The organism is Antarctobacter albus (assembly GCF_900101505.1).
In the GTDB taxonomy this organism is placed as follows: domain Bacteria; phylum Pseudomonadota; class Alphaproteobacteria; order Rhodobacterales; family Rhodobacteraceae; genus Antarctobacter; species Antarctobacter albus.
This window is the reverse complement of the sequence record NZ_FMZI01000006.1, coordinates 1-21,934: the sequence shown is the minus strand read 5'-3', so window position 1 is coordinate 21,934 and position 21,934 is coordinate 1. Positions and strand designations below refer to the sequence as shown.

The 21,934-nt window shown below is 61.8% G+C and carries 21 protein-coding genes, 1 tRNA gene and 3 pseudogenes; 10 read left to right on the top strand and 15 right to left on the bottom strand.

Annotated features, from left to right (window positions below; translation table 11 throughout):
* Positions 1 to 14 precede the first annotated feature (14 nt).
* The 5 genes from BLQ71_RS11595 to rpmH all read right to left on the bottom strand — a co-directional run bounded on the left by BLQ71_RS11595 (position 15) and on the right by rpmH (position 3,896).
* Complete coding sequence (locus BLQ71_RS11595; protein ID WP_074621836.1) at positions 15 to 1,559, bottom strand: putative bifunctional diguanylate cyclase/phosphodiesterase; 1,545 nt, start codon at positions 1,557 to 1,559, stop codon at positions 15 to 17.
* A 55-nt stretch (positions 1,560 to 1,614) separates the two neighbouring features.
* Positions 1,615 to 2,478, bottom strand: coding sequence for a tRNA 2-thiocytidine(32) synthetase TtcA (ttcA, locus tag BLQ71_RS11590; protein ID WP_074621835.1), 864 nt, complete (start codon positions 2,476 to 2,478; stop codon positions 1,615 to 1,617).
* 640 nt (positions 2,479 to 3,118) lie between these two features.
* Positions 3,119 to 3,340 carry a membrane protein insertion efficiency factor YidD gene (gene yidD, locus BLQ71_RS11585; protein WP_074621834.1) on the bottom strand — a complete coding sequence of 74 codons (222 nt, stop codon included), beginning with the start codon at positions 3,338 to 3,340 and terminating at the stop codon, positions 3,119 to 3,121.
* On the bottom strand, positions 3,337 to 3,732 hold the full coding sequence (gene rnpA / locus BLQ71_RS11580; RefSeq protein ID WP_069209502.1) for a ribonuclease P protein component: 396 nt from the start codon (positions 3,730 to 3,732) through the stop codon (positions 3,337 to 3,339). Before rnpA ends, yidD begins: the two co-directional genes overlap by 4 nt.
* A 29-nt stretch (positions 3,733 to 3,761) precedes the next feature.
* The gene (gene rpmH, locus BLQ71_RS11575) at positions 3,762 to 3,896 is read right to left on the bottom strand and encodes a 50S ribosomal protein L34 (RefSeq protein ID WP_012177012.1); all 135 of its coding nucleotides are present in this window, start codon (positions 3,894 to 3,896) and stop codon (positions 3,762 to 3,764) included.
* A gap of 386 nt (positions 3,897 to 4,282) precedes the next feature.
* Here rpmH and BLQ71_RS11570 point away from each other — a divergent pair, with 386 nt between their 5' ends.
* The 4 genes from BLQ71_RS11570 (at position 4,283) to BLQ71_RS11555 (ending at position 8,020) form a co-directional block, all read left to right on the top strand.
* The gene (locus BLQ71_RS11570; protein WP_074621833.1) at positions 4,283 to 5,014 is read left to right on the top strand and encodes a TVP38/TMEM64 family protein; all 732 of its coding nucleotides are present in this window, start codon (positions 4,283 to 4,285) and stop codon (positions 5,012 to 5,014) included.
* Between the two features lies 1 nt (position 5,015).
* Positions 5,016 to 6,434 carry a dihydrolipoyl dehydrogenase family protein gene (locus BLQ71_RS11565; protein WP_074621832.1) on the top strand — a complete coding sequence of 473 codons (1,419 nt, stop codon included), beginning with the start codon at positions 5,016 to 5,018 and terminating at the stop codon, positions 6,432 to 6,434.
* Positions 6,435 to 6,446: 12 nt separating this feature from the next.
* Positions 6,447 to 7,829: a sensor histidine kinase gene (locus BLQ71_RS11560; RefSeq protein ID WP_043140976.1), complete on the top strand. Its 1,383-nt coding sequence runs from the start codon at positions 6,447 to 6,449 to the stop codon at positions 7,827 to 7,829.
* 114 nt (positions 7,830 to 7,943) lie between these two features.
* Positions 7,944 to 8,020, top strand: a tRNA-Arg gene (locus BLQ71_RS11555).
* A gap of 286 nt (positions 8,021 to 8,306) precedes the next feature.
* On the opposite strand, the gene BLQ71_RS26415 is transcribed toward BLQ71_RS11555, so the two are convergent.
* Both BLQ71_RS26415 and BLQ71_RS11545 read right to left on the bottom strand, forming a co-directional pair.
* The gene (locus BLQ71_RS26415) at positions 8,307 to 8,810 is read right to left on the bottom strand and encodes a helix-turn-helix domain-containing protein (RefSeq protein WP_074621831.1); all 504 of its coding nucleotides are present in this window, start codon (positions 8,808 to 8,810) and stop codon (positions 8,307 to 8,309) included.
* 353 nt (positions 8,811 to 9,163) lie between these two features.
* Positions 9,164 to 9,451: a hypothetical protein gene (locus BLQ71_RS11545; RefSeq protein ID WP_074621830.1), complete on the bottom strand. Its 288-nt coding sequence runs from the start codon at positions 9,449 to 9,451 to the stop codon at positions 9,164 to 9,166.
* Positions 9,452 to 9,632: 181 nt separating this feature from the next.
* Between BLQ71_RS11545 and BLQ71_RS11540 the strand changes: the two are divergent.
* The 4 genes and pseudogenes from BLQ71_RS11540 to BLQ71_RS11525 all read left to right on the top strand — a co-directional run.
* Positions 9,633 to 9,926: pseudogene (locus tag BLQ71_RS11540) on the top strand (integrase core domain-containing protein); the annotation flags it as partial.
* 263 nt (positions 9,927 to 10,189) lie between these two features.
* A complete protein-coding gene (locus tag BLQ71_RS11535) occupies positions 10,190 to 10,738 on the top strand; it encodes a hypothetical protein (RefSeq protein ID WP_043140988.1) in 549 nt (182 codons plus the stop codon).
* The gene (locus tag BLQ71_RS11530; protein ID WP_074621829.1) at positions 10,738 to 12,318 is read left to right on the top strand and encodes a glycosyltransferase; all 1,581 of its coding nucleotides are present in this window, start codon (positions 10,738 to 10,740) and stop codon (positions 12,316 to 12,318) included. Before BLQ71_RS11535 ends, BLQ71_RS11530 begins: the two co-directional genes overlap by 1 nt.
* Before the next feature lie 107 nt (positions 12,319 to 12,425).
* Complete coding sequence (locus BLQ71_RS11525) at positions 12,426 to 13,352, top strand: IS1595 family transposase (protein ID WP_074621828.1); 927 nt, start codon at positions 12,426 to 12,428, stop codon at positions 13,350 to 13,352.
* Between the two features lie 120 nt (positions 13,353 to 13,472).
* Here BLQ71_RS11525 and BLQ71_RS11520 read toward each other — a convergent pair whose 3' ends face one another.
* Both BLQ71_RS11520 and BLQ71_RS11515 read right to left on the bottom strand, forming a co-directional pair.
* Positions 13,473 to 13,982, bottom strand: coding sequence for a DUF4411 family protein (locus BLQ71_RS11520; RefSeq protein ID WP_074621827.1), 510 nt, complete (start codon positions 13,980 to 13,982; stop codon positions 13,473 to 13,475).
* Complete coding sequence (locus BLQ71_RS11515) at positions 13,979 to 15,166, bottom strand: XRE family transcriptional regulator (RefSeq protein ID WP_088702331.1); 1,188 nt, start codon at positions 15,164 to 15,166, stop codon at positions 13,979 to 13,981. Before BLQ71_RS11515 ends, BLQ71_RS11520 begins: the two co-directional genes overlap by 4 nt.
* 282 nt (positions 15,167 to 15,448) lie before the next feature.
* On the opposite strand from BLQ71_RS11515, the gene BLQ71_RS11510 reads away from it, so the two are divergent.
* Together BLQ71_RS11510 and BLQ71_RS25985 are read left to right on the top strand one after the other, a co-directional pair.
* On the top strand, positions 15,449 to 16,852 hold the full coding sequence (locus tag BLQ71_RS11510; RefSeq protein WP_083342227.1) for a nucleotide sugar dehydrogenase: 1,404 nt from the start codon (positions 15,449 to 15,451) through the stop codon (positions 16,850 to 16,852).
* Between the two features lie 58 nt (positions 16,853 to 16,910).
* Positions 16,911 to 18,143 carry a calcium-binding protein gene (locus BLQ71_RS25985; protein WP_107992215.1) on the top strand — a complete coding sequence of 411 codons (1,233 nt, stop codon included), beginning with the start codon at positions 16,911 to 16,913 and terminating at the stop codon, positions 18,141 to 18,143.
* Here the strand turns inward: BLQ71_RS25985 and BLQ71_RS11500 are convergent.
* The 6 genes and pseudogenes from BLQ71_RS11500 to BLQ71_RS11480 all read right to left on the bottom strand — a co-directional run.
* Positions 18,127 to 18,417: pseudogene (locus tag BLQ71_RS11500) on the bottom strand (transposase domain-containing protein); the annotation flags it as partial. The gene BLQ71_RS25985 and the pseudogene BLQ71_RS11500 overlap by 17 nt on opposite strands.
* 421 nt (positions 18,418 to 18,838) lie before the next feature.
* Complete coding sequence (locus BLQ71_RS27060; protein ID WP_107992216.1) at positions 18,839 to 19,309, bottom strand: DUF3987 domain-containing protein; 471 nt, start codon at positions 19,307 to 19,309, stop codon at positions 18,839 to 18,841.
* Positions 19,308 to 20,192: pseudogene (locus tag BLQ71_RS11495) on the bottom strand (DUF3987 domain-containing protein); the annotation flags it as partial. The gene BLQ71_RS27060 and the pseudogene BLQ71_RS11495, both read right to left, overlap by 2 nt.
* Positions 20,193 to 20,329: 137 nt before the next feature.
* A complete protein-coding gene (locus BLQ71_RS11490) occupies positions 20,330 to 21,196 on the bottom strand; it encodes a DUF7146 domain-containing protein (RefSeq protein ID WP_232784778.1) in 867 nt (288 codons plus the stop codon).
* Between the two features lie 108 nt (positions 21,197 to 21,304).
* Positions 21,305 to 21,547 carry a winged helix domain-containing protein gene (locus BLQ71_RS11485; protein ID WP_373286039.1) on the bottom strand — a complete coding sequence of 81 codons (243 nt, stop codon included), beginning with the start codon at positions 21,545 to 21,547 and terminating at the stop codon, positions 21,305 to 21,307.
* Between the two features lie 45 nt (positions 21,548 to 21,592).
* Positions 21,593 to 21,934, bottom strand: a 342-nt coding sequence (locus BLQ71_RS11480; protein ID WP_139168475.1) for an IS5 family transposase, incomplete at its 5' end; no start/stop codon positions are given.

Sequence of the window (21,934 nt, the reverse complement as noted above, 5' to 3'; positions counted from 1 at the left end):
AAGGGCTTTCCGGCTCAGCCGGTGGTGCCGCCCAGTTTCCTGGCGTCGGCGATCCGGGCGTCATGTTCATGTGCCCAGTCGATCAGCTTGTCGACGGGCATCGGGCGGGCGATGCCAAAGCCCTGGACGTGATCACAGCCAAGCTGGGCCAGCAGCGCGTGTTCGCCCACGCTTTCGACGCCCTCGGCAAGGGTTTCCAGGCCCAGCCGGTCTGCCAGGCCCAGGACCGCGGCCAGCATCCGGTGCTGATCCTCGTCGCGGTCGACGCGGGTGACAAAGCTGCGGTCGATCTTGAGCCGGTGTACGTGGAACCGGCGCAGCGAGGTGATCGAGGCATGACCCGTGCCGAAATCGTCGAGGTCGATATGGCAGCCGATCTTGCCCAGTTCGACGATGTTGCGGGCCACGATTCCCTCTGGCGCGCCTGCGATCACGGTTTCAAGAACCTCGATTCCCAGCCGTTCGGCGGTCAGGCCGAAGCGGTCGAGCTCCCATTGGATGCGGTCGACAAGGCGGGGGTCGCGCAGTTCGGGGTCGGAAAAATTCACGCTGACGCGTGGAATGTCGAGCCCGGCCTGGTCCCAGCTGCGCAGTGCGGTCAGAGAATGCTGCAGGATGACCTCCGACAGCTGTTCCATGCGCCCGGCGTCTTCGAGCACGCGCAGGAATTGCGCGGGCGGGACGATGCCGCGTTCGGGGTGGATCCAGCGCGCCAGCGCCTCGACCCCGCTGATCGCACCGGTCGAGGTGCAGATCTGGGGTTGGAACCAGGGCTGGATTTGACCGTTCGACAGGGCGCGATCCACCTCGTTGCGCAGGGAACGCTGTTCCATGTGGGCCTGGCGCATGTTTTCGGACCAGGCACGGATCGCCGAGGGGCCATTGGCGGTTGCTTCCTCAAGTGCGACCTGCGCCGCTTCCAGCAGTTGCTTGCCGGAGGCGTCGTTGCTCAGCCGCAGGCTGCCGCAGAACCCGATGGACCCCGATAGATAGCGCATGGCATCGCCAACCGATGCAGGTTCTTCGACCGCGTTCTGCAGGCGGCCGGAGAGTTGCAGCAATGCCTCGAGGTCAAGCCGCAGCGAGGGGCCGAGGAAGATCACGAATCGTGTTTCGCCCAGGCGCACGGCCTCGTCATCGCGGCGCAGGGTCTTGCGCAGGCGGCCCAGGGTCAGTTCGCGCAGGGCGTCGACCGTTGCCTCATCGGTCTGCTGGGCCACTTCGGTAAGGCCGTCGACCTCGATCAGCAGGCAGGCCGTCGCCAGGTTGGCCGCGCGCGCATTGTCCAGCGCCTGTTGCGCCAATTGCGTGGCCGCGATGCTGTCGACGATGTCGGCCTGATCGGTTCCCGACCGGCCATCGCCCCGGTCCGCGGGGACGCCGACCAGAAGAAAGATGCCCGGCGTGCCCAGGGCAACCACCAGCAACAGCGCCTCGCCCCCCAGCCAGAAGGCGGCAAGCGCCGCCGCAGGCAGGAATGCCAAAGCCTGTGGTCCCTGCAGACCCCGCCGCACGCCTGTGCGCAGCGTTGTCGGAAGCGCGCGAAGTGACGCCAACATGCCCGTGTCCTTGTACCTCATGAGGCGAGACTAGGCGACGCTGGTAACTCGGTTCTTAACGCGGCTCCGGGTTTTTCAAGGAATTGGGCGATTCCATGTCCCGCATGAGGCCGGCAAAGTCGAACAATCCCGGATCCAGCATATGCGACGGGCGGACGTTCATCAGCGCCCGGAACATGACCTGGCGCCTTCCGGGAGAGTTTTTCTCCCATCCATCAAGGATTTGCTTGACCTGCTGACGCTGCAGGCCGTCCTGGCTGCCACAGAGGTCACAGGGAATGATCGGATAGTTCATGGCCCGCGCGAATCGGTCGCAGTCCGCCTCTGCCACATGTGCCAACGGACGGTAAACGAACAGGTCGCCCTCTTCGTTGACAAGTTTCGGCGGCATGGTCGCCAGTCGCCCGCCGTGGAACAGGTTCATGAAGAAGGTTTCCAGGATGTCATCCCGGTGATGGCCCAGCACGACGGCCGAACAGCCCTCTTCGCGCGCGATCCGGTACAGATTGCCCCGCCGCAGGCGCGAGCAGAGCGCGCAATAGGTCCGGCCCTGGGGCACCTTGTCGACCACGATGGAATAGGTGTCTTGGTACTCGATCCGGTGGGGCACCTGCATCTTTTCCAGGAACTCCGGCAGAACGGTTGCCGGAAAGCCCGGCTGGCCCTGGTCGAGGTTGCAGGCCAGGATTTCGACCGGCAGCAGCCCGCGCCACTTCAGCTCGTGCAGCACCGCGAGCAGCGTATAGCTGTCCTTGCCGCCGGACAGGCAGACAAGCCATTTGGCCCCTTCTTCGACCATGCCGTATTGCTCCACGGCCTCGCGCACGTTCTGCACGATCCGTTTGCGGAGCTTCTTGAACTCGGTGGTCTTGGGCGCCCCGTGGAACAGGGGGTGAATGTCGTCAGCATGATCCAGCATGCGGCGGGGATACGTCCCCGCCGCGACTTGGGCAAGTGTTATCGCGGGCCAGGGCCGGGTGCCGGAACGAAGGGTTGGATCGCCAGGCGTCTGTCCACCAAGGTCTTTGGCGGCAGACCGACGTCCCGCCTGAGATGATCGGTCAGATCCTCTGCAAGCGGTGGCGGAGGCCGCATTCTCGGGGCCCTGAACAGCGCGGCCAGGGCGGCGGCAAGCACCCTGGGCGCACCGTGTTGCGCGATGGTGGAGGCGATGTCGGTGCTCGGATGCCGAGCGACTGCGGGATTGTTCATAAGTGTTTCCCGGCGCGAAAAGGGCCGGACTCCTGGTCTGGTTTGAAATGGACTGACGACGCACGGGGGACCCCGGGCGCGAATGTCAGCGATGGTTGGTTGGAAAACGACCCGCGTCAGGCGAGGGCCGGAAGTGAAGCGGTGTTAGTCCTGGACGGATCGGCGAAAGCCGTTGCCCCAGGTCGCTTCGAGAGAGGCCGCGCGGCGCGAGAAAGTCTGATCGTTCATGTCGGACCTCCTCTTGTTGATGCGTGGTCTCTGCGGGGTCGTTAGCCGAGCCCGGTCGAAAATGGTACATGTTTTTTGGAAAATGCCTGGGCACGAGGCGAATGTGCCCGTGGCTGTGGTCAATCGGGCACGTTGTCGATGCCGGAGCCGCCCCAGGGGTGGCAGCGGGCAATGCGCCGCGCGGCCAGCCAGCTGCCCTTGAGCGCGCCATGTTTTTCCAGCGCTTCCAGCGCGTAGACGGAACAGGTGGGATGAAAGCGGCACCCGTGGCCGACCCAGGGGCTGAGCACGAGGCGATAGGCGCGCACGGGCAGGGCGACGATATGGGCGAACGGACTCATCTGCTGCCCCCGTGCACCTTGCGCAGGGCATGGCGCAGGTCGGCCTGCAGGGCGGTGAAATCGCGCCAGGCAGTCTTTTCCGCGCGGCCGATCAGAACATAATCCCAGCCGTCCCGGCCCTGCTCGGGCAGGATCAGGCGCGCGATTTCGCGCAGGCGCCGCTTGGCCCGATTGCGGGCGACGGCGTTGCCGACCTTCTTGGAGCAGGTGAACCCGACGCGGATACCCTCTGCCTCGCCGTCCTGGCGTTGCCGGGCCTGCAGCAGGAACCCCTCTGTCGGAGCGCGACGGGCACGAGCCGCGCGCAGGAAATCTGCGCGCCGGGCCAGAACCGTCAACGGCAAAAAGGCCGCCTCGGAGCGATCCGCGGCGGCTTTTTCGTCGGCGTTCATCTCCCGCTCCGCTGTGGGCGGCGTGGGGATCAGGCGCTCAGGCTCTTGCGGCCGCGGGCGCGGCGCGCGTTCAGGATCTTGCGACCTGCCTTGGTGGCCATGCGGGCGCGGAACCCGTGGCGACGCTTGCGGACGAGGTTCGACGGCTGGAAGGTGCGTTTCATCGCGGCTACTCCGGTTCAATGCCCCCGAGTCGACTCGGGCGCAGGAAATTCGAAGCCCTGCCTATAGGGGGGCGGGCGTCCCCTGTCAAATGGGTGTCATGGTTTTTTTGCCAATGGCGCGGGTGCCTGACAGGCGTTCGGAGCGGCGTCCGACCACACGGGGCAGGCGTGCCGACCCTCGGTGCACTGAACCTTTGTGGCCTTCCGGTTCCGACTGCAACACTTGCATGCGGCCTGACCCGCGAAATGTTTCACTCTGGCTTTTCGGGCGTGAATTTCTCACGCTGGGGAACAAGCCGGATCAAGCGGGCGTGAGACGGCTGTTTTCCCGGTGGCGTCGGGGGCATCTATGCGGTGCCCCTGCCGCAACCCAAAGGCCCCGAACGATGAGCGACATGACCGACACGCCCAAACCCGGCCTCCGACGCCACCTGCCCCTGCTGGCCATCCTCGTGGTGGCGATCATCGGGTACTTCACGCTGGGCGACCTGCTGAGCTTTCAGACACTGGCCGACAACCGAGAGGCGCTGCTGGGGTTCCGTGACGCGCATTACCTGCTGACGCTGGGGCTGTTCATGGCGGTCTACGTCGTCATCGTCGGGTTTTCCCTGCCGGGGGCCACGATTGCCACGCTGACCGGCGGCTTTCTCTTCGCGACCTTTCCCGGCGCGCTCTACAACGTGACCGCCGCCACGCTGGGCGCCACGGGAATCTTCCTGGCTGCCCGCTGGGGCTTGGGCGCGCGCCTCGGCGACAGGCTGGAGCATTCTCAGGGCATGGTGAAAAAGATCAAGGACGGCATCGACGAGAATCAGTGGTCGATGCTGTTCCTGATCCGGTTGGTCCCTGCGGTGCCCTTCTTCGTCGCCAACCTCGTCCCTGCCTTTCTCGAGGTGCCAGTGCACCGCTATGTCATCTCGACCTTCCTGGGCATCATCCCGGGTGCGGTGGTCTATACCTCCGTCGGCGCGGGCCTGGGCGAGGTGTTCGAGCGCGGCGAGACGCCGGACCTGGGCATCATCTTTGCCCCGCATGTGATTCTGCCCATCCTCGGGCTGGCGGCCCTGTCCGCCCTGCCGATCCTGCTCAAGGCCCTGCGTGGCCGGAAGGGGATCTGAGATGGAAAAGCTGACATGTGATCTGCTGATCCTCGGCGCCGGGTCCGGTGGCCTGTCGGTGGCCGCGGGGGCCAGCCAGATGGGCGCCGACGTGATCCTGCTTGAGGGTCACAAGATGGGTGGCGACTGCCTGAATTACGGCTGCGTGCCGTCCAAGGCGCTGATTGCCAGTGCCAAGGTGGCGCACGGGATGGAGCATGCAGCCGTCTATGGCGTGGCCAATGCCGTGCCACAGGTCGATTACGCCGCGGCCCAGGACCATGTCGCCGATGTGATTTCCCAGATCGAACCCGTGGACAGCCAGGAGCGGTTCGAGGGCTTTGGCGTGCGGGTCATCCGCGAATACGGGCGTTTCGTGTCCGACCGCGAGGTCGAGGCTGGCAATTACCGTATCACCGCGCGGCGAATCGTGCTCGCCACCGGGTCTTCTCCGCTGGTGCCGCCGATCCCGGGCATGGACGGCGTGCCCTACCTGACCAATGAAACCCTGTGGAAGCTGCGTGAGCGTCCCGAACACCTGCTGATCATCGGAGGCGGGCCCATCGGGATGGAAATGGCGCAGGCGCATCGGCGATTGGGCTGTGCGGTGACAGTGATCGAAGGCGCAAGGGCGCTGGGCAAGGATGATCCGGAACTGGCCGGGATCGTGTTGGAGACCCTGCGGGAGGAAGGCATCGAGATCGCCGAAGAGGCTCTGGCACAGGAGGTGCGGGGACAGGCGGGCGCCATCGAGGTCGAAGTGAAGGACGGGCGCGTGTTCCGGGGCTCTCACCTGCTGGTGGCAGTTGGGCGCAAACCCAACATCGACAAGCTGAACCTCGAAGCCGCCGGGATCGAGACCACCAAGACGAGCATCAAGGTGGACGCCAGTCTAAAGAGCACCAACTCTCGCGTTTACGCCATTGGCGACGTGGCGGGCGGAATGCAGTTCACCCATGTGGCCGGCTATCATGCCGGGATCGTCATCCGCTCTGCCCTGCTGGGGCTGCCAGCCACGGCCAAGACGGATCACATCCCCTGGGCCACCTACACAAGCCCGGAACTGGCGCAGGTCGGCCTGACAGAGGGCGCGGCGCGGAAGGCACACGGCGACCGGATGGAGGTCGCGCGGTTCGACTACCACCACAATGACCGGGCCATTGCCGAGCGCAGGACGCGCGGTGTCATCAAGGTCATGGTGGTCAAGGGGCGCCCCGTCGGTGTGTCGATCGTGGGCCATCAGGCCGGGGAGCTGATCAATCTCTGGTCGCTGGTGATCGCAAACCGCCTCAAGATGAGCGCGGTTTCGAACATGGTTTCGCCCTATCCGACCATCGGGGAGATTAACAAACGGGCCGCGGGGGCCTATTTCTCCCCCAGGCTGTTCGAGAACGAGACGGTCAAGAAAGTGGTGCGGCTGGTCCAGCGCTGGCTGCCCTGAGTACGGTAGGACATGGTCAACTCGCTTTCCGGACGATTCCTGATCCTCACCATCATCTTCGTGATGGTGGCAGAGGTGCTGATCTTTGTCCCCTCCGTGGCGCGCTTCCGCGAGGACTACCTGCTGGCCCGGCTGGAACGGGCGCAGATCGCTTCTCTGGCCTTGCTGGCCGACGACATGATCGAACCGGAGCTGGAAAAGGAACTGCTGGACAACGCGGGCGTCTTCAACGTGGTGCTGCGGCGTGACGAGATCCGGCAACTGATGCTGTCATCGCCGATCCCGGGTGAGGTGGCGCAGACCTTCGACCTGCGCGACGCGTCGGCCTGGGTGCTGATGCGGGACGCGATCCTCTGCCTGGTCGACAGCGAATGGACGGTGATCCGTGTGATCGGCGATCCCTTCCGCGATGGAGGCGAATTGATCGAGGTCACGATGGACGGCGGGCCGCTGCGGACCGCGATGATCGACTACGGGCTGCGCATCCTGCTGCTGTCGGCGGCGATCTCGATCATCACGGCCGGGCTGTTGTTCCTGGCTGTGCGGTCCTTGCTGGTCAAGCCGATCAAGGGGGTCGTGGGCCATATCGGCGCCTATGCCGAGGCGCCCGAGGACGCGCGGCGGATCATAAAGCCCTCTGCCACGGTCCGAGAGCTGCGCGAGGCAGAGGAATCGCTGCAATCCCTGCAGACCCAGCTGACCCAGGCCCTGCGCCAGAAGGACCGGCTTGCGCAGCTGGGCGGCGCCGTGGCGCGGGTCAGTCATGACTTGCGCAACATCCTGACCAGTGCGCAGTTGTTCACGGACCGGATCGAGATGTCCGAGGATCCGGCGGTCAAGCGCATGGCACCCAAGCTGGTTAACTCGATCACCCGGGCGGTCTCTCTTTGCGAAAGCACGCTGGCCTTTGGGCGTGCCGAGGAACCGGCGCCGGTGATGACCCTGTTCAACCTGGCCGAATTGACCAACGAGGTGCTCGAGGCCGAAAGACTGGCCATCGGCGAGGCGGATGTCTCGCTGAGCGAGGATATCCCGGCCGGGTTGATGGTGCGGGGCGATCCGGAACAGATCTACCGTGCCCTGTCGAACATGGTCCGCAACGCACGGCAGGCCATCGTTGCGACCTCGCAACCGGGAGAGATCAACATTGCCGCGCGGATCGAGGATGCGGATTGGGTCATCACGGTGACCGACACGGGCCCGGGCCTGCCGCCCAAGGCGCGCGATCACCTGTTCCAGCCCTTCCAGGGCGGCGTGCGCAAGGGGGGCTCGGGGCTGGGCCTTGCCATCGTGGCGGAACTGGTGCGCGGACACGGTGGCAACCTGAGGCTGGCGCGCAGCGACGAGACCGGCACCTGCTTCGAGATCCGCCTGCCAATGGGAGACGTGGGCTGACGACCGGGGTTTCCGGCGCCGGGCGGGCTGCGCGGAAATTCTTTGGGCTGATCGAAAAAATCCGCGGATTGCCCCTTGCATCGTGCAGAGGTGGGGGGTACATGCAGCCCTCACGGACCGATAGCTCAGCTGGATAGAGTACTTGACTACGAATCAAGGGGTCGGGGGTTCGAATCCTCCTCGGTCCGCCACTTACCCCTGATAACATTGGGAAAAGTGGCGATTTGGTGGTTTCACCCACCTAAATACCCACCATGCTGAAAACGCTTGAACGCAAAGCGATGCGACACGGGGGGTATGCTCAATCCTGCCAGCTTTCGGCATAGGGACCGGCGCGGGCAGGCTTTTGCGAGCATCCACAAAATCGGGTTTGATTGCCGGGCTGTCGAAGTGACACCCCATGCCGCGCAGCGGGTTTGATTGTTTTTCAAACCGCCGAGGCAGTAACAGCCCATGGCGAGGGCGCGGCCTGAAACCTCACGTTTTGTCACCCTCTTTGCGGCAAAGCCGCCAGCGCGTCCAGCGTTGCCGCTGCGCTTCGCGAATGCGCTCGATGCCTTCCGGGGTTCTGGCGCCGGTCGATTTACCGCCGTGAAACTTGCAGCGGCGCCTGCCCGGTTCGGACTTCGCACGGCAGGGTGTTCCCTTGCGCGTCCGCGCGCCGCAGATAACCCGTCGCTTGGCCCTGACTGTTTCGCATTGCATTTGCAGTCGCCGGACGTGCACAAGAAACGCGGCCTCACGCGCCGCGTCCGCGGCGGCCAGCAAATCAGCCCTAGCCGCCCGTGCGCGGGTGACTGCGGGTGTATCCGGCAGGTCCAGGACTGTGGCCATGCGTTCAACGGCCCAGGCGCGCAAGTCCACCACGGGTTTGTATTCCCAATAGCTGACGGCGTGGCGCCCGCATCCGGCCTGTCGGGCCAATTCGGTTTGCGACAGCCCGGCACGCTTGCGGATTGCTGCCAGTTCCGCCCCGGTCACGCGCCTGCCCTCACAGAACGTCTTTGCCGCGCGGCGGCCTTGCGGCAGGCTTCGCGGCAATAGAGGGCGTCTGCGCGCACATAGTCGGGCAGAGTGTCGCCGCACCAGCGGCAATGCCAGTCTCGCCGCATCAGGCGTTTCAGTATGGCAATCGCACGGGCTTTTCGGTTCCCGCCGTTGCCGGTCCAAAGATACGAATGATAGCTGGCGCGGGGGCTGCTTGGGTCGCTATCGACAATCCAGAAGGCGTGTGGGTCGGGTCCGGGCATTTTGATCCGTTTGATTTTCCGGGCACCCAAAGCCGGGCCAGCACCTTGAAATCAAAGGATAGCATTTTTTGACCTTTTGCGCAGTCACAACGCAAAGCGGCCCTTGTCGTCAATGCGCGCCTGCCCGAGGGCAGTCAGGCTTTGCAGAAGCGGCTGGACGGTCGCGGCGCGGCCCCGTTTGAATTGGCGAGCCACCTGTTCCGGGGTTGCTTCGCCCAGGTCGGACAGGGCTTCGCGCACGGTGGCGATATGTTCCGGCAGGGATTTCGGGAAAGGTGGCTTGGTCGCAGTTTCCTTGGGGCCAAGGGTCATTGCGTCCTGTTCCTTTTCCTTTGCCACGCGGCCCTCGGGGTTCTGGTATTCGGGGCGCATCTTGGGATAGGGGTATCTCTGATCGCGGTATCCTTCCTGGGTACATGGATGATCGTGGGCGAACGTGTGGCCTGGCCAACCTGCCTGACGCCGAGGCCCCGGTCATTCAAGAAGGGGACAAAGGGGGGGGCAGAAGCGCGCGGCCATAACCTCAAAACAACGCTTCTTCCCGACGTGCTACGGACCCGAGTTCGTCGCCCAGGCTGTCCGGGACTGGATCGCAGCCGTCGGCGCCAAGACGGCCTACATCGAGCCGGGATCGCCTTGGGAGAATGGCTACTGCGAGAGCTTCAACGCACGTTTCCGAGACGAGCTGCTCGACGGTGAAATCTTCTACAGCCTGCGCGAGGCGCAAATCCTGATCGAACAATGGCGAAAACACTATAACACCAAGCGACCTCACAGTGCTCTGGGCTACCGCCCGCCGGCTCCGGAAACCATCGTCCCGATGGACCAAAGGCCGACCATGCACTAACACTCAACGCGGACCACTCAGGTGGGGCGGATCCTCACCAGAACGGCTGTACCAAGTTCGAATTTGGTCCTTGCAGACAAAGGCACCTTGGCAACCCCAACTCCTTGGGGAGCGCGGCTGCCAAATCGCCCGTCATGCCCAGACTGGCCGCCCTTTTGGCGCCGTTGACACAACAATGCCCCTCAGCGTCCCCGACTGTCGTCGCTACGCCAAACAATAGACACATTCGACTAGCATTATTCATTTAAATAAGGATGAATCACATGAAAGTCCGGTTCGAACCCGCTTTGCCAGATTTGAGCTACACCATCCAGGCACCTCTTCTGGTTGACCTCGAGGGCGCGGGATGTTTCTGGGCTGAGTCCTGGTCGCTTGAGCATGTGACGCGTCCGATATCGGTCCCCCGACTTAGCGGCGAAGCCACGATCACCATCCCCTTCCAGGGCTTCGGCATTACATTGCAAGCCAGGTTGGCCTATGACCCCGATATCGACGGCTTCCGGTTTTCGGCCATTGGCCAGCGTGAGTCCGAAGTCTTGGCCAACTTCTACCGACAATTGGCAACGGGCCGGGCGATGACGATGGACCGCATGATCCTTGCGATGGACGCGCCTGTCGAAAAAATCTCGATGGAACAAACTCCGAAGGAAGTCGCGGCGGAGACGCGCCGTGCCTTGCCACGCCCGACGCGGGTCCTGACGGCGGTCGCCATCTACGCGCTTTTTGCCTTCTTCGCATACAAGCCTGTTGTTCTCCCCATCTACCAGGCCCTGAGTGTCGGTCCGGCCTCTGCCGAGACGCAGAAGAACTGATGCCCGAAACCAGCTGGCTTCCCGCGGATCCCTATGGCGACATCGCCGAACGTATGAGGGTCCATCAGGCCCCGATTCCCGGGAACAAATGGCGTCTTCGGGACATGCTGGCCCTGGCGGGCATGGTTCTGCTTGGTCTGCTTTGCGTCGTCTTGATCCCGGGGTTCCTCTACGATGTGGAGCACCAAGAGATCACCTGGGTCCTGGGGCTTCTGGGCATATGGCGGTATGGCTGGTGGTTCAACCACGCACAACGCGCCCGCCGTTACGAAAGGGACAAGTTCCCGGGCATTCGCAGTCACTGTGACCGGATCTGGAACGACGGGTGGCGACCACGGCACCTGCATGTCCAGATGACGACCTACTACGAAGAAGAGGCCATCACGCGCCACGTGATCAAGGCACTTCTGGATCAGATCCGCGAAATAGGCGTACCTGCGACCATCTGGGTCGGCAGTGGTGCGCGTCACGACGAACGCATCATCGAAGAAGTTATCTGGGAACATGGCGCCGATCTTGACGCAGAAGTAGCGTTCATCCGCCAGAACCAGCCTGGCAAGCGGATGGCAATTGGCCTTGTGATGCGCGCCATCATTCGCACCGCTCCAGACGACGATGACCTGATCCTGTTCATGGATGGCGACGCCATTCTGGGCCCTGGTGTCCTGGCGCGGTGCTGCGCCATGTTCGGCGCGGATGCCAAGCTCGAGGCCCTGACGACGGACGAAGAGGCCATCACTTATGGACCGTCCTGGATGCGCCGCTGGCTGAACATGCGTTTCGCACAACGCCGGCTCGCCATGCAGAGCCACGCCATGAGCGACAAGGTCCTGACCCTAACCGGACGGATGAGCATGTTCCGGGCGCGGCAGATCTGCAATTTGTCCTTTGTCCGGACCATCGAAGCGGATTTCCTCGATCATTGGCTCTGGGGGCGTTTCCGCTTCCTCTCCGGGGACGACAAGAGCACCTGGTACTTCCTGCTCGGACGTGGGGCAAAGATGCTCTACGTGCCGGACGTCTGCGTCTATACCGTCGAAGTCATCAAGGGCAGCGGTCGGGACCGGATGGTCCAGAACCTGCGCCGCTGGTCGGGCAACATGCTGCGCAATGGCGCACGCGCGTTGCAGCTGGGGCCGGGAAAAGTCGGCTGGTTCATCTGGTGGTGCGTGCTGGATCAGCGTCTTGCGATCTGGACCATGCTGGTTAGCCCGACATTGATCCTGCTCTCGCTGATCCTTGACCCGGGCTATGTCTGGATCGCCCTGTCATGGATCCTGGTGTCCCGCCTGGTGCTCAGCCTGTTCCTCTTCCGGTATGCCAAGCGGCCGGATCTGACATGGCCTTTCCTGCTGTATGCCAACCAGCTTTTGAATGCTTCGGTGAAGTCATTCATGATCTTCTTTCCACACAAGCAGCGCTGGGCCAACCGGGGCGGTCAGAGAGCTCAGCACGAAGTCAGCCTTGCCTACCGGGCCAAGTCTGCCGTCGCGCTTTTCCAGTTCGTCACGGTTGCCCTTGTCTTCATACAAGTAGTGGCACTGGTCTTGGGCTCCGGCGCATTGTTCCAGACGTTCTGAACCCCGTTCAGATCGAGGGCCCGACGTGACGCCGGAAGACCTGGCCTGCCTTTCCCTTTGGGGTGTATCCCCTTGACGCAAGTAGGCCGATTTGCTATCTATGATGCATGGAAAAGAGCAAATCAGCATCCCCTGACTTTAGCGTTCGCGATTTCTTTAATCGCTTCCCGGACGATGAAGTCTGCCTTGAGCACATCTTCCGCGTTAGATTTGGCGACAGGCATGTGTGCCGGTCCTGCGGTGTTGAAAGCACTTTTCACCGTGTGAGCGCGGTCTACGACAAGAAACGCGGCAAAGAGCAAGTGCGCCGCGCTTGGGCCTGCGCTGCTTGCGGCGACCACGTTTACCCCACCGCTGGCACCATCTTCCAGGACACGCGCACACCGCTGCAATCGTGGTTCTATGCAATCTATCTGTTTGTTACGACGCGCCACGGCGTTTCCGCCAAGGAACTGCAACGCCAACTTGGCGTGACTTATAAGACCGCTTGGCGGATGGGCCACAAAATCCGCGAGCAAATGGACAAGAACGAACTCAAGGCCATGCTGCAAGGCCATGTTGAGATTGATGAGGCTTACGTGGGAGGCAAGCGCCCTGGCAAGCGTGGCCGCGGTGCGGCTGGCAAGACAATCGTCATGGGCTTTAAGCAGCGTGGCGGGCGGCTGGTCACGGAAATCATTCCTGACGTGAAGCTGAAAACCCTACGCGCTGAAACGCTCAAGACTGTTGAGGCTGGCGCCACTGTTTCGACTGACGAACTCTACAGCTACAGCTTACTGAAAGGCGAAGGCTACACTCACGTTGCGGTTAAGCACGGGGCGAAGCAATGGGCGATCTATGACGCTGAGACAGACACGATGCATCACACGAACCACGTGGAAAGCTTCTGGCGGCACTTCAAGCACTCCATCCGTGGCACTCACGTGTCGATCAGCCAGCAGCATATGCGCAAGTATCTGGACGAGTTCACTTTCCGCGCGAACCATCGCGGCGAGGTGAACCTGATGTTTGATCGTCTGGTTGCGGCGTTTTGATAACGGCAGAGGCGGTCGCGTCAAAGTCTGCCTCGCTGATGGGGCCAACCCCTCGGGCTTCCTCTTGGGCGATGAAGTCTTCCAAGCGATCTTCATTCAACGCTTGCATCAAGGATAGATTCATCCGCTTATCCCCTCTTTTCGACATAGCTGCGTGAAGTTGAAGTGTTCGACTTGGACCACTTTGCACAAATCCGGTATTCGCAGTTTTGTTTGGCTAGGTTGCCCAAGGTTGGGGGCCTCCATGCTGACGACTGGTAATTCCAGTGTGTGAGCAAGCGCAACAATGGACAAGTCATTGAGGCCAATTGTGTTTTTTCGGTTCCCGTTGTATTCGGAGATGTACTGCTTAAACTGATCCCGCCATGTGTTGTTTGTCGCAATGTACACTCCCCAATTCCAACTGCCCTCACCCTCCACAAAGCAGCACGAACCATTGCAATTTTTGAGCGCAGCACCCACGGCTCCTTGGATGGAACTCATCTCAGTAGCGATCTCCACATTCCAGCAGAAAATGTGAGCATCAATTTTCGCAACTACACTTGGCCACAGTGTTTTGTGAATGTCCTCTGGCATATCCATCAGAGGATTGGAGAAACCGGACGTATCGAGGCAATACTTATGGGTCAAAATCCATAATCCTCGCGGATATCTTTTAGGTGCTCTAAATTCTTAATGCCCATGTACTCGGCTGCGTTGTGCGCGGTCACGTGCCCACCACTCCAAGCCGACATCACAAGTCCAGTATAAAAGCGACCTTTCGCATTGACGTATCTTTTCCCGTAGTATGGTGGACGCCCGAAAGACTTATGGTTTTCCTCTTCTTCGAGGAAAAGCGGACGCATTGTTTTCCAATAGAATTCAGGCCGCACATAACCTAGATTGACAAGCCTGATGAGCATCGCATGACGGCTCATAGCGAACATCTGGGCAAGATCCCCAAGGGCGATTGTGTCAAATTGCTCCAGGGGTTTAGAAGGCTTTTCCAGCGCCCGCTCTATGGAAGCCTTGGGGGCAAGAAATGCCGAAGCAAATCTGTTGCACCAATCCTCAATTGCCTTGTGGCCTGACTTTCCTCCAAGACGAGGCTGTCCGCTTATACCACTTGATCCAAGCAGCACATGACCAAATTCGTGGGCCAGCGTGAACGCCTGCGCACCCGGTGACTCATTCCCATAGATAATTACAGGAAGCGGCTCTGCAAATAGGCAAATCCCACGCGCGCCAAGCTTTGTAATCCCACTTTGCTTGAGTACAAGTACCCCCATGCCTTCTATCTTGTCGCGAAGAATTTCAGGGAATGTGTATCGAAGCGCTTTTTTGAGTTGGAGCTGGTCGTCGATGCTGAGGCCCATTGCTTCGCGGCTGATTTCAGCAGCCGTTTCAATATCCGCGTCAAGGTTAAATCGAAGGTTTTGGGAGAAAACGGGCGGGCGGTCCCCAAGTTCTTCAATAATCGCTAGAGCGTTTAGCCTTTGCTCCTCCGCCCATTCCTGCACGGCAATCATTGAGCGGGTTTCTTTTGGACCAGGCGCTTGTTTGCCTTTGAAGGTTCGGTAGTCTGGCACCAGCACAACCTCAGAAGGTTGTGGTATGCTGTCCGAGAAAAACTCAAGAAAGTGCCTGTCATAAGACGCTGCCAGCATCCGACCTTGGCGCGTAGTGGGCGTGGACTTTCCTGACTCCCAGTCAATTATCTTCTGAGTTGCAACATTGATCTTTTTTGCGACTTCGTCGACAGCCATGCCCGTACGAACACGCGCCCACTCAAGGACGCGCGGATTGTACGGAAGTTGGGTGCCTGCTGCGCTCATGTTCTCAAGGTAGTTTCTACTGGACCGCAAGGCTAGACCTGCGGCGTCACGCCGCCGCCAGATTGCGGCAGTTTTGAATCACTTGCGTCAAGGGGATAAACCCCTTCCCTTTTGGTGACGATGTCCGGTTTCAAACACCAGAGGCATCCGAATTTTCGCTTTACCGTCAATAAGTTGAGGCGAGTCCTGCAAATCCTAACATATTCTTAATAGCGTCCAATTTCGACCACAATGAAGGTTGATTGTCCAACTTAAAGAAACAGAAATCGAGGTAATGAGCAAATGTTGGACGCTGTCTCTGCGAACTGGCATTCAGATGTGTCGAGGGGGTTCCAGCCCTATCTGGTTCCGGACCACAAACCGCGCATCAGCGTCGTCGGTCTCGGCTACGTCGGATCGGTGACCGCTGGATGTCTTGCATCGCTCGGCCACCAGGTCGTTGGCGTGGACGTCGATCCGCTCAAGATCGCGAACGTCATGGAAGGCAAATCCCCGATTCACGAAGCGGGCCTCGATGACCTGTTGGCCGACGGCGTCAAGTGCGGGGCAATCTCTGCCACCGACGACCTCTGTGCGGCCGTTGCCGGTACGGATGCGACCTTTGTTTCCGTCGGCACGCCGACCGCCTCCGATGGCTCTTGTGACTTGCGTTACATCGAAAGCGTGGCCGATACGATCGGTGCCGCCATCGCAACCAAGAAGAGCTTTCACGTGGTCGTTTTGCGGTGTTCTGTTCCGCCGGGAACCACGATGAACGTCATGGCACGCCGGATCGAGCAAGCGTCACGCAAGGCGGCCGGCGTCGACTTCGGCATCGCCTTTGTTCCCGAATTCTTGCGCGAAGGTGTCGCGGTAGATGACTTCCGGACGCCGCCCAAGACGGTCATCGGCGCGTCGGATGAACGCTCTGTCGCAATCGTGGCCCGGATCTTCGAGCCCGTCGATGCCAAGCCGATCCTGACCGAAATCGAAACCGCCGAACTGGTCAAATACGTCGACAATGTCTGGCACGCGAACAAGGTCTGCTTCGCAAACGAGATCGGTCGCCTGTCCAAGGCTCTGAATATCGACGGAAGAGACGTCATGGACATCTTTTGCCAGGACACCAAGCTGAATTTGTCGCCCTATTACCTAAAGCCGGGCTTCGCCTACGGCGGGTCCTGCCTGCCCAAGGAAGTGCGGGCGATGAACCATTTGGCGCAGAGCCGAAACGTGGACCTGCCCCTGATCGGCAGCCTTGACCAGTCCAACCTGGCGCAGATCGACCGGGCCGTTGCCATGCTTCTTGCCGCGCGACCCCGCAAGGTGGCCGTACTTGGCCTTGCCTTCAAGCCCGGCACCAACGACCTGCGCGAAAGCCCGATCCTGGACGTGATCGCCCAGCTTCAGGAGAAAGGCATCGCCGTCAGCGCACATGACCACTTCGTGACATCTGACAATGTTGCCGAAAGTGCGCGCCACGCGGCCTCGACGAAACCGGGTTTGCAAGACCTCTGCCAGCAGTTGCCGCAGCTTCTGAGCGAAGACATCGCGGACACGCTTCATGACGCGGATGCGGTGATCGTGACCCACGCCCTGCCTGAATACCGCCAGGCGGCGCAGGACGTGTTTGTTCCGGTCATCGACGTTGCTCGCCTGTTTGCCGGACAGACCGAACCCGCGCACTGCCAAGGCATCGGTTGGTAACCAGTTTGCGGGCCGACAGGCGGAGCCGCGCAATACAATTCATTCGGAGTGAAAGACCATGCCAGTACCCAAAGCCGCCAAGACTCTTGCGAAGTCGGCCGGCACACCCGGCAACGTCCCACGCGGGCCAATTCCCGACCTCGATCTTGCCCCACCAACCGAAGCCCTCTTGCTGAAATGGGCGCGCTCGCTTGACGCGGCCCACCCCGGGCACAAGGGGCAAGGTAAGTGGTTGCCCTCTCTGGACGAGATTCCGGAATCCTTCCTGGATCGCATTTCCAAGATCGGCGCGTCGGTTTCGGTAAGCCCTTCGGGCCTGTTCCTGCGCACCGTTGATATGCATCTGGAACCTGTACAGGTTTCGATCGGTCCCGACGGAATAAGCTTTGCCGAAGACCGAGGCCTGTTCACTGTCGAAGACGATTTCGTCTTTCTGTCTCCGTCGGAAACGGAACGCGATGCCAAGGACGGGGACGACACGGTCATCCTGCTTGCCGGTGGCGCATCCGGGCCTGTCTTCGGCAACTCGGGCAATGATACGGTTCTTGGCAACGCGGCGGATGACAGCCTTTTCGGCGACTCTGGCGAGGACCTTCTGGTGGGTGGTTCCGGCGCGGACAAATTGTCCGGTGGCGATGACGCAGACACCTTGCAAGGTGGCGACGGCGCTGACTTGCTGAAAGGTGGCAAGGACAATGACCTGCTCGACGGCGGCGCGGGCGAGGATCGGCTATACGGAGACACAGGCGATGACAGCCTGTATGGCGGTGACGACGTGGACATGATCTACGGCGGCAACGGCAATGACTTGATCGACGGTGGCGATGGATCAGACAACCTCTTTGGCGGCAAGGATAACGATACCCTGATCGGATCTGCCGGCAATGACCTGCTCGAAGGCCAAAGCGGCAATGATTCCATGAGCGGTGGCGACGGAGACGATACGCTCATCGGGACCTCGGGAGACGATACCCTGATCGGCGGGTTTGGCGCAGACAGCCTGTCGGGCGGCTCTGGGACCGATTGGTTTGTCTTCGATGCCGAAACCAGCGATGGATCCAGCGACACCATCATTGATTTGAACGCGGACGATATCATAGTCCTTGCCGGTTTCGATGAACTGTTGGCGGCAGCAGATCCCCTGCTAATGCTTGCCGACGCCTTCATCGTGCAGCCATCGGGCGATGGTCTCTTGCAGTTTGGCGATCTGCATATATCGATCGAAAACAGCAAAATGCTCGACGAAGCCAGCTTCGAAGAGCTTGTGATCAGCGCTATTCAGATCGCCTGAAGCGTGACCGCCCGGTGAAGGTGCTCTGGCAGGGCGTCGGCGGTCTCGCTTGCGCCGCCTGCGCAGCGTAACTCCAAGGCATCAGTTCGTCGTGACGGTTGGTCTTGTGGTCAGCGATGCGCCCGAGCACCCAGGTCAGCCAGGCTTGGGGATCTATGCCGTTCAACTTGGCGGTCTCGATGACGGTGAAGGCGGTGGCCATGGCTTCTCCGCCGCCCTTAGAACCGGCAAACATCCAGTTTTTCCTGCCTATAGCCACAGGCTTCATCCCTCGTCGGTCGATCCAGCCCCATATCATCCTCACATCTGGTCACTGCAGGTTAGGTCAAATCTTGCAAACCTTTCGATCAAGATTCAAGCCACTGCCTCCTCTTGCAGCACCACCGCCGCCCACCCGGCCCGTGGCGGTCCCAATCCGACAGTGTGCGCCAATCGTCCAGCGACACGACACGGCCCGTCCAGGTCAATGGGCGGCCACCAGGGGACTTGCCGTGCGGGAAAGGTTCTCCGTCCAGCCATGAAGGGGGGACGGGGCGCGCCGGGGTCGCGGGCGGGCGTGTTGCGACACTTGCGACAATCGCGACACGGGGCGTGGATCCGGGGCTTGTGTCGCAGGTGTCGCGATTGTCGCAGCGGGTCGAGCCTCGGCGGCGGGCTCTGTGTCGCCTTCGATTTCAGCAAGCGCGGCGGACACATCAAACCACATCGCCGCCACCCTTCACGATTGCCCACGCTTTATTCCGCGCAGCCCCGCGCACCACCGTTCCAGGGGCGAGCGGCGCAATCCATCCGTGCCGCTCAAGGATGCCCAGAGCGGCACGGGCCTTCGGGCTTTCGCGAAGCGGGTTCGGCCCGAGCCGCACCACGTCGCGCACCATGACGTCAGAATGTTCCCAGCTTTCCAGCAGCCATTTGCGCAGTGCTTCGGCCCGGTCGATTTCTTGTGATACCGTCGCAGCGTCGGCCAATCGCACCGCCTCGGACAGGTAGAATTGCGCAAGCGCGATGCCCTCGCCCATGTCCCGCGCAGTGACGGAAGGTGCATCCAAGTCGCGCCATAGCGTCAGCACACCCGCGATGCGCGCGGCTTGTTCCGCCGCCTTGCTGGCATAGCCGGTGACGTTTGCGAGGTCGCCACTGGGGGGCCTGCGCGGCCTCGATTGCATCGGCTAAGCGGACCAGCAACGCGCGGGCCTCGGGGGCGAGCGGCAGTACGCGGGGCAAGAGTTCGCGGGTTTCGTCGTCCATCGGCAAGGGTGTTTCCAGTATCGTGCGCAGCCGTTGCCCGAAGTCCGCCACGGTCACGGAATCGCCCCGTGCGTTCGCATGAAGCCGTGTGCCGATGGTCGAAGTCGGTTCGCAAATCAGGAAGCCCGTATCCGCCGCCATCCGGTCGGCGATGAAGGCGCGTGCGACGGCAGGCTCCACCATCAGGTGCACCGCCAGCCTGCGCCCGTAGAGCGTTGCGTGCCCGTCACCGGCCCGCGTGCGGCGTATCGGGTTGCCCTGCCAAAGGTCATTCAGCGCGGCCAGCGTCTTTTGCCGGTTGTCGCTGTTCATGGCGTGCCCGCCCAGGAATTGCCCTCCTTCGTCGCTGAAAATCCCGAGCGACGGTTGCCCCGTGGCGAAAAGCCGGGTCAGGCCTTCAAAGGTCGGTTCGGTCACGGTGCGGTCGGCGCTGGGCGGTGCCGCCGGTTCCGCCCCGAGCGCGTCAAGGTCGGCCTGCGCAGCGGTGCGCTTTTCTCCCTTGCTCTTCTTGGCCTCGGCAAGGATGCGGTCGCGCTCGCCTTTCCATAGCGCGTGCGCATTCTGCCAAGCCGTAAAGGCTTCGCGCTGGGCCTTGCCCTGTTCCCTATCGTGGTCGCGCAGGGCGGCCATCAGCGGCCCGTCACAGCTCGATTTACGTTCGCCGCTGCGGGCGATGGTCAGGGCGTAGAGAGACACGGGACGCGGCCCGCCCAGCGTTTCCACATTCGCAAAACCCTGCACCGCCAGCGATGCCACCGCCAGGGCCGAAGCCGCCGGGATTGCGACGGGGGCCTGCGCCATGCCCTGCACCGCTTCCACCGCCTCGCGCAATGGTCCGAGATGGGTGACGGGATACTGCGCGCCGAGGGCAATCTCGCGCACCAGCGGTTGCGGTCCTTCGGGTGTGAACGGGATGGGTTCGGCGGGATTGAAGGCGGTCATGCGCGCGTCCCTTTCATCATGAGAATATCATTCCAGTCGTGGCCATCGAGGGCGGGCAAAAGCGACACGGCCCAGCCGGTCGCGTGTGCCCGTTCGGCCAGAGCGTGCGCAGCCGCGCGGCCCGCCGGGTCGCCATCGGGGGCGATGGTTAGTCGCCCGGCGTCGGGCGGAAGTCGCAGCCCGCGCATTCCAGAGGTGGAGAGCGCCGCCCAGATGGTCGCAGGTGCGCGCAGAAGGCCACAGGCAAGGCTCAGGGCGGTTTCTATGCCCTCAGCCACCACCAACGAACCTTGGGCTTCAGCGAGCCGCACAGCGCCGCCTGCGGTTGCCCCCAGCATGGCCTTGTTTGGCTCGATTGCCGCTTTTTCCGAGGTGTCCATGGAAAGGTAGGTTCTGTGGACCGCAAAACCGTTGCCGCCCTCAACCACCGCGACCAGGGCGGGATAGCGTTTCGCTGTGGCACCGTGCCAGCAGGCCGGATGATAACGGAGTTTATCGGGCAGATCGCAGGTGATGCCGCGTCCGCGCAGGTAACTTTCTGCCACGGTTCCGGCCAATGGCTGCGCCTCTTGCCAGTTTTGCCGCGCAATACGCGCGCGGCGTGCGGTTTCGTTTCGCTGTTCCGCTTCGCGGCGGGCAAGTTTCACTGGATCCGGCGCGCGATACTCTCCGGGGACAACGCCAGCCGCCGCCAGAATGTCGCGAAAACCGCAGTCCAACCGCTTGCAGTTCGCCAGCAACCGCCCGGCCTCGCCATCACGCAACGTCAGGGCGTTTTGATCCTTCCGGCGTTCGGGCTGGCAAACCGGGCAAGGCGCGGTGCCATAGGTGCGAAGCCACTTGCCGCCAAGGCGGTTTGTCATGTCGCGTGCGTCAGTCATTGCCTGCCCCCCAGATCAGGGCGGCGACGGCCTGCGCCTGTGCTTCGGTCAGGCCGTGCAAGCGGCGGAGATAGAAGATTTGCAGCCGGTTCATGACTGGCCCTCGCTTTCCTGTATGCAGGAAAGGATTTCGCTATCCAGCCACCAGCGCTTGTGCCTGCCGGGGTGCTCGCCTTCATGGCTTTCCCAGGCATCGGCAATCGGGATGCCGTGAACGTGCTTGGCCTGCCAGATATAGGCCGCCCATCGCGGCCCCAATGCTTCGCGTCCGGTGCGGCCCGCCGGGCCAGCTTTCCGCAGTTCCTCGATTGCCCATCTCACACGTCCGCCAATATTGACGGTTTGCGTTTCACCATTGGGGTCAGGACTCGTTCTCTCTCAAAGCCAGAAGATTACGGTCGCAGCAAGTGCGATTGCTGAGAAGAAGGTTCGTGGGCAGCGGTCATAACGGGTCGCAACCCTCCTCCAGTCCTTGAGCCTGCCGAACATGATCTCGATCCGGTTGCGACGTTTGTATCTGCGCTTGTCGTACCGGACGTGCGTCTTCCGTTTCTTCCGGCCCGGGATGCAAGGATGTATCTTCTTGTCCTGCAAGGCTTCTCGAAACCAATCGGCATCATAGCCACGATCTCCGAGCAGCCACTTCACCTTGGGCAACCCGCTGACCAGGGCACGCGCCCCGATGTAATCGCTGACGGGTCCGGCAGTCAGGAACAGGTC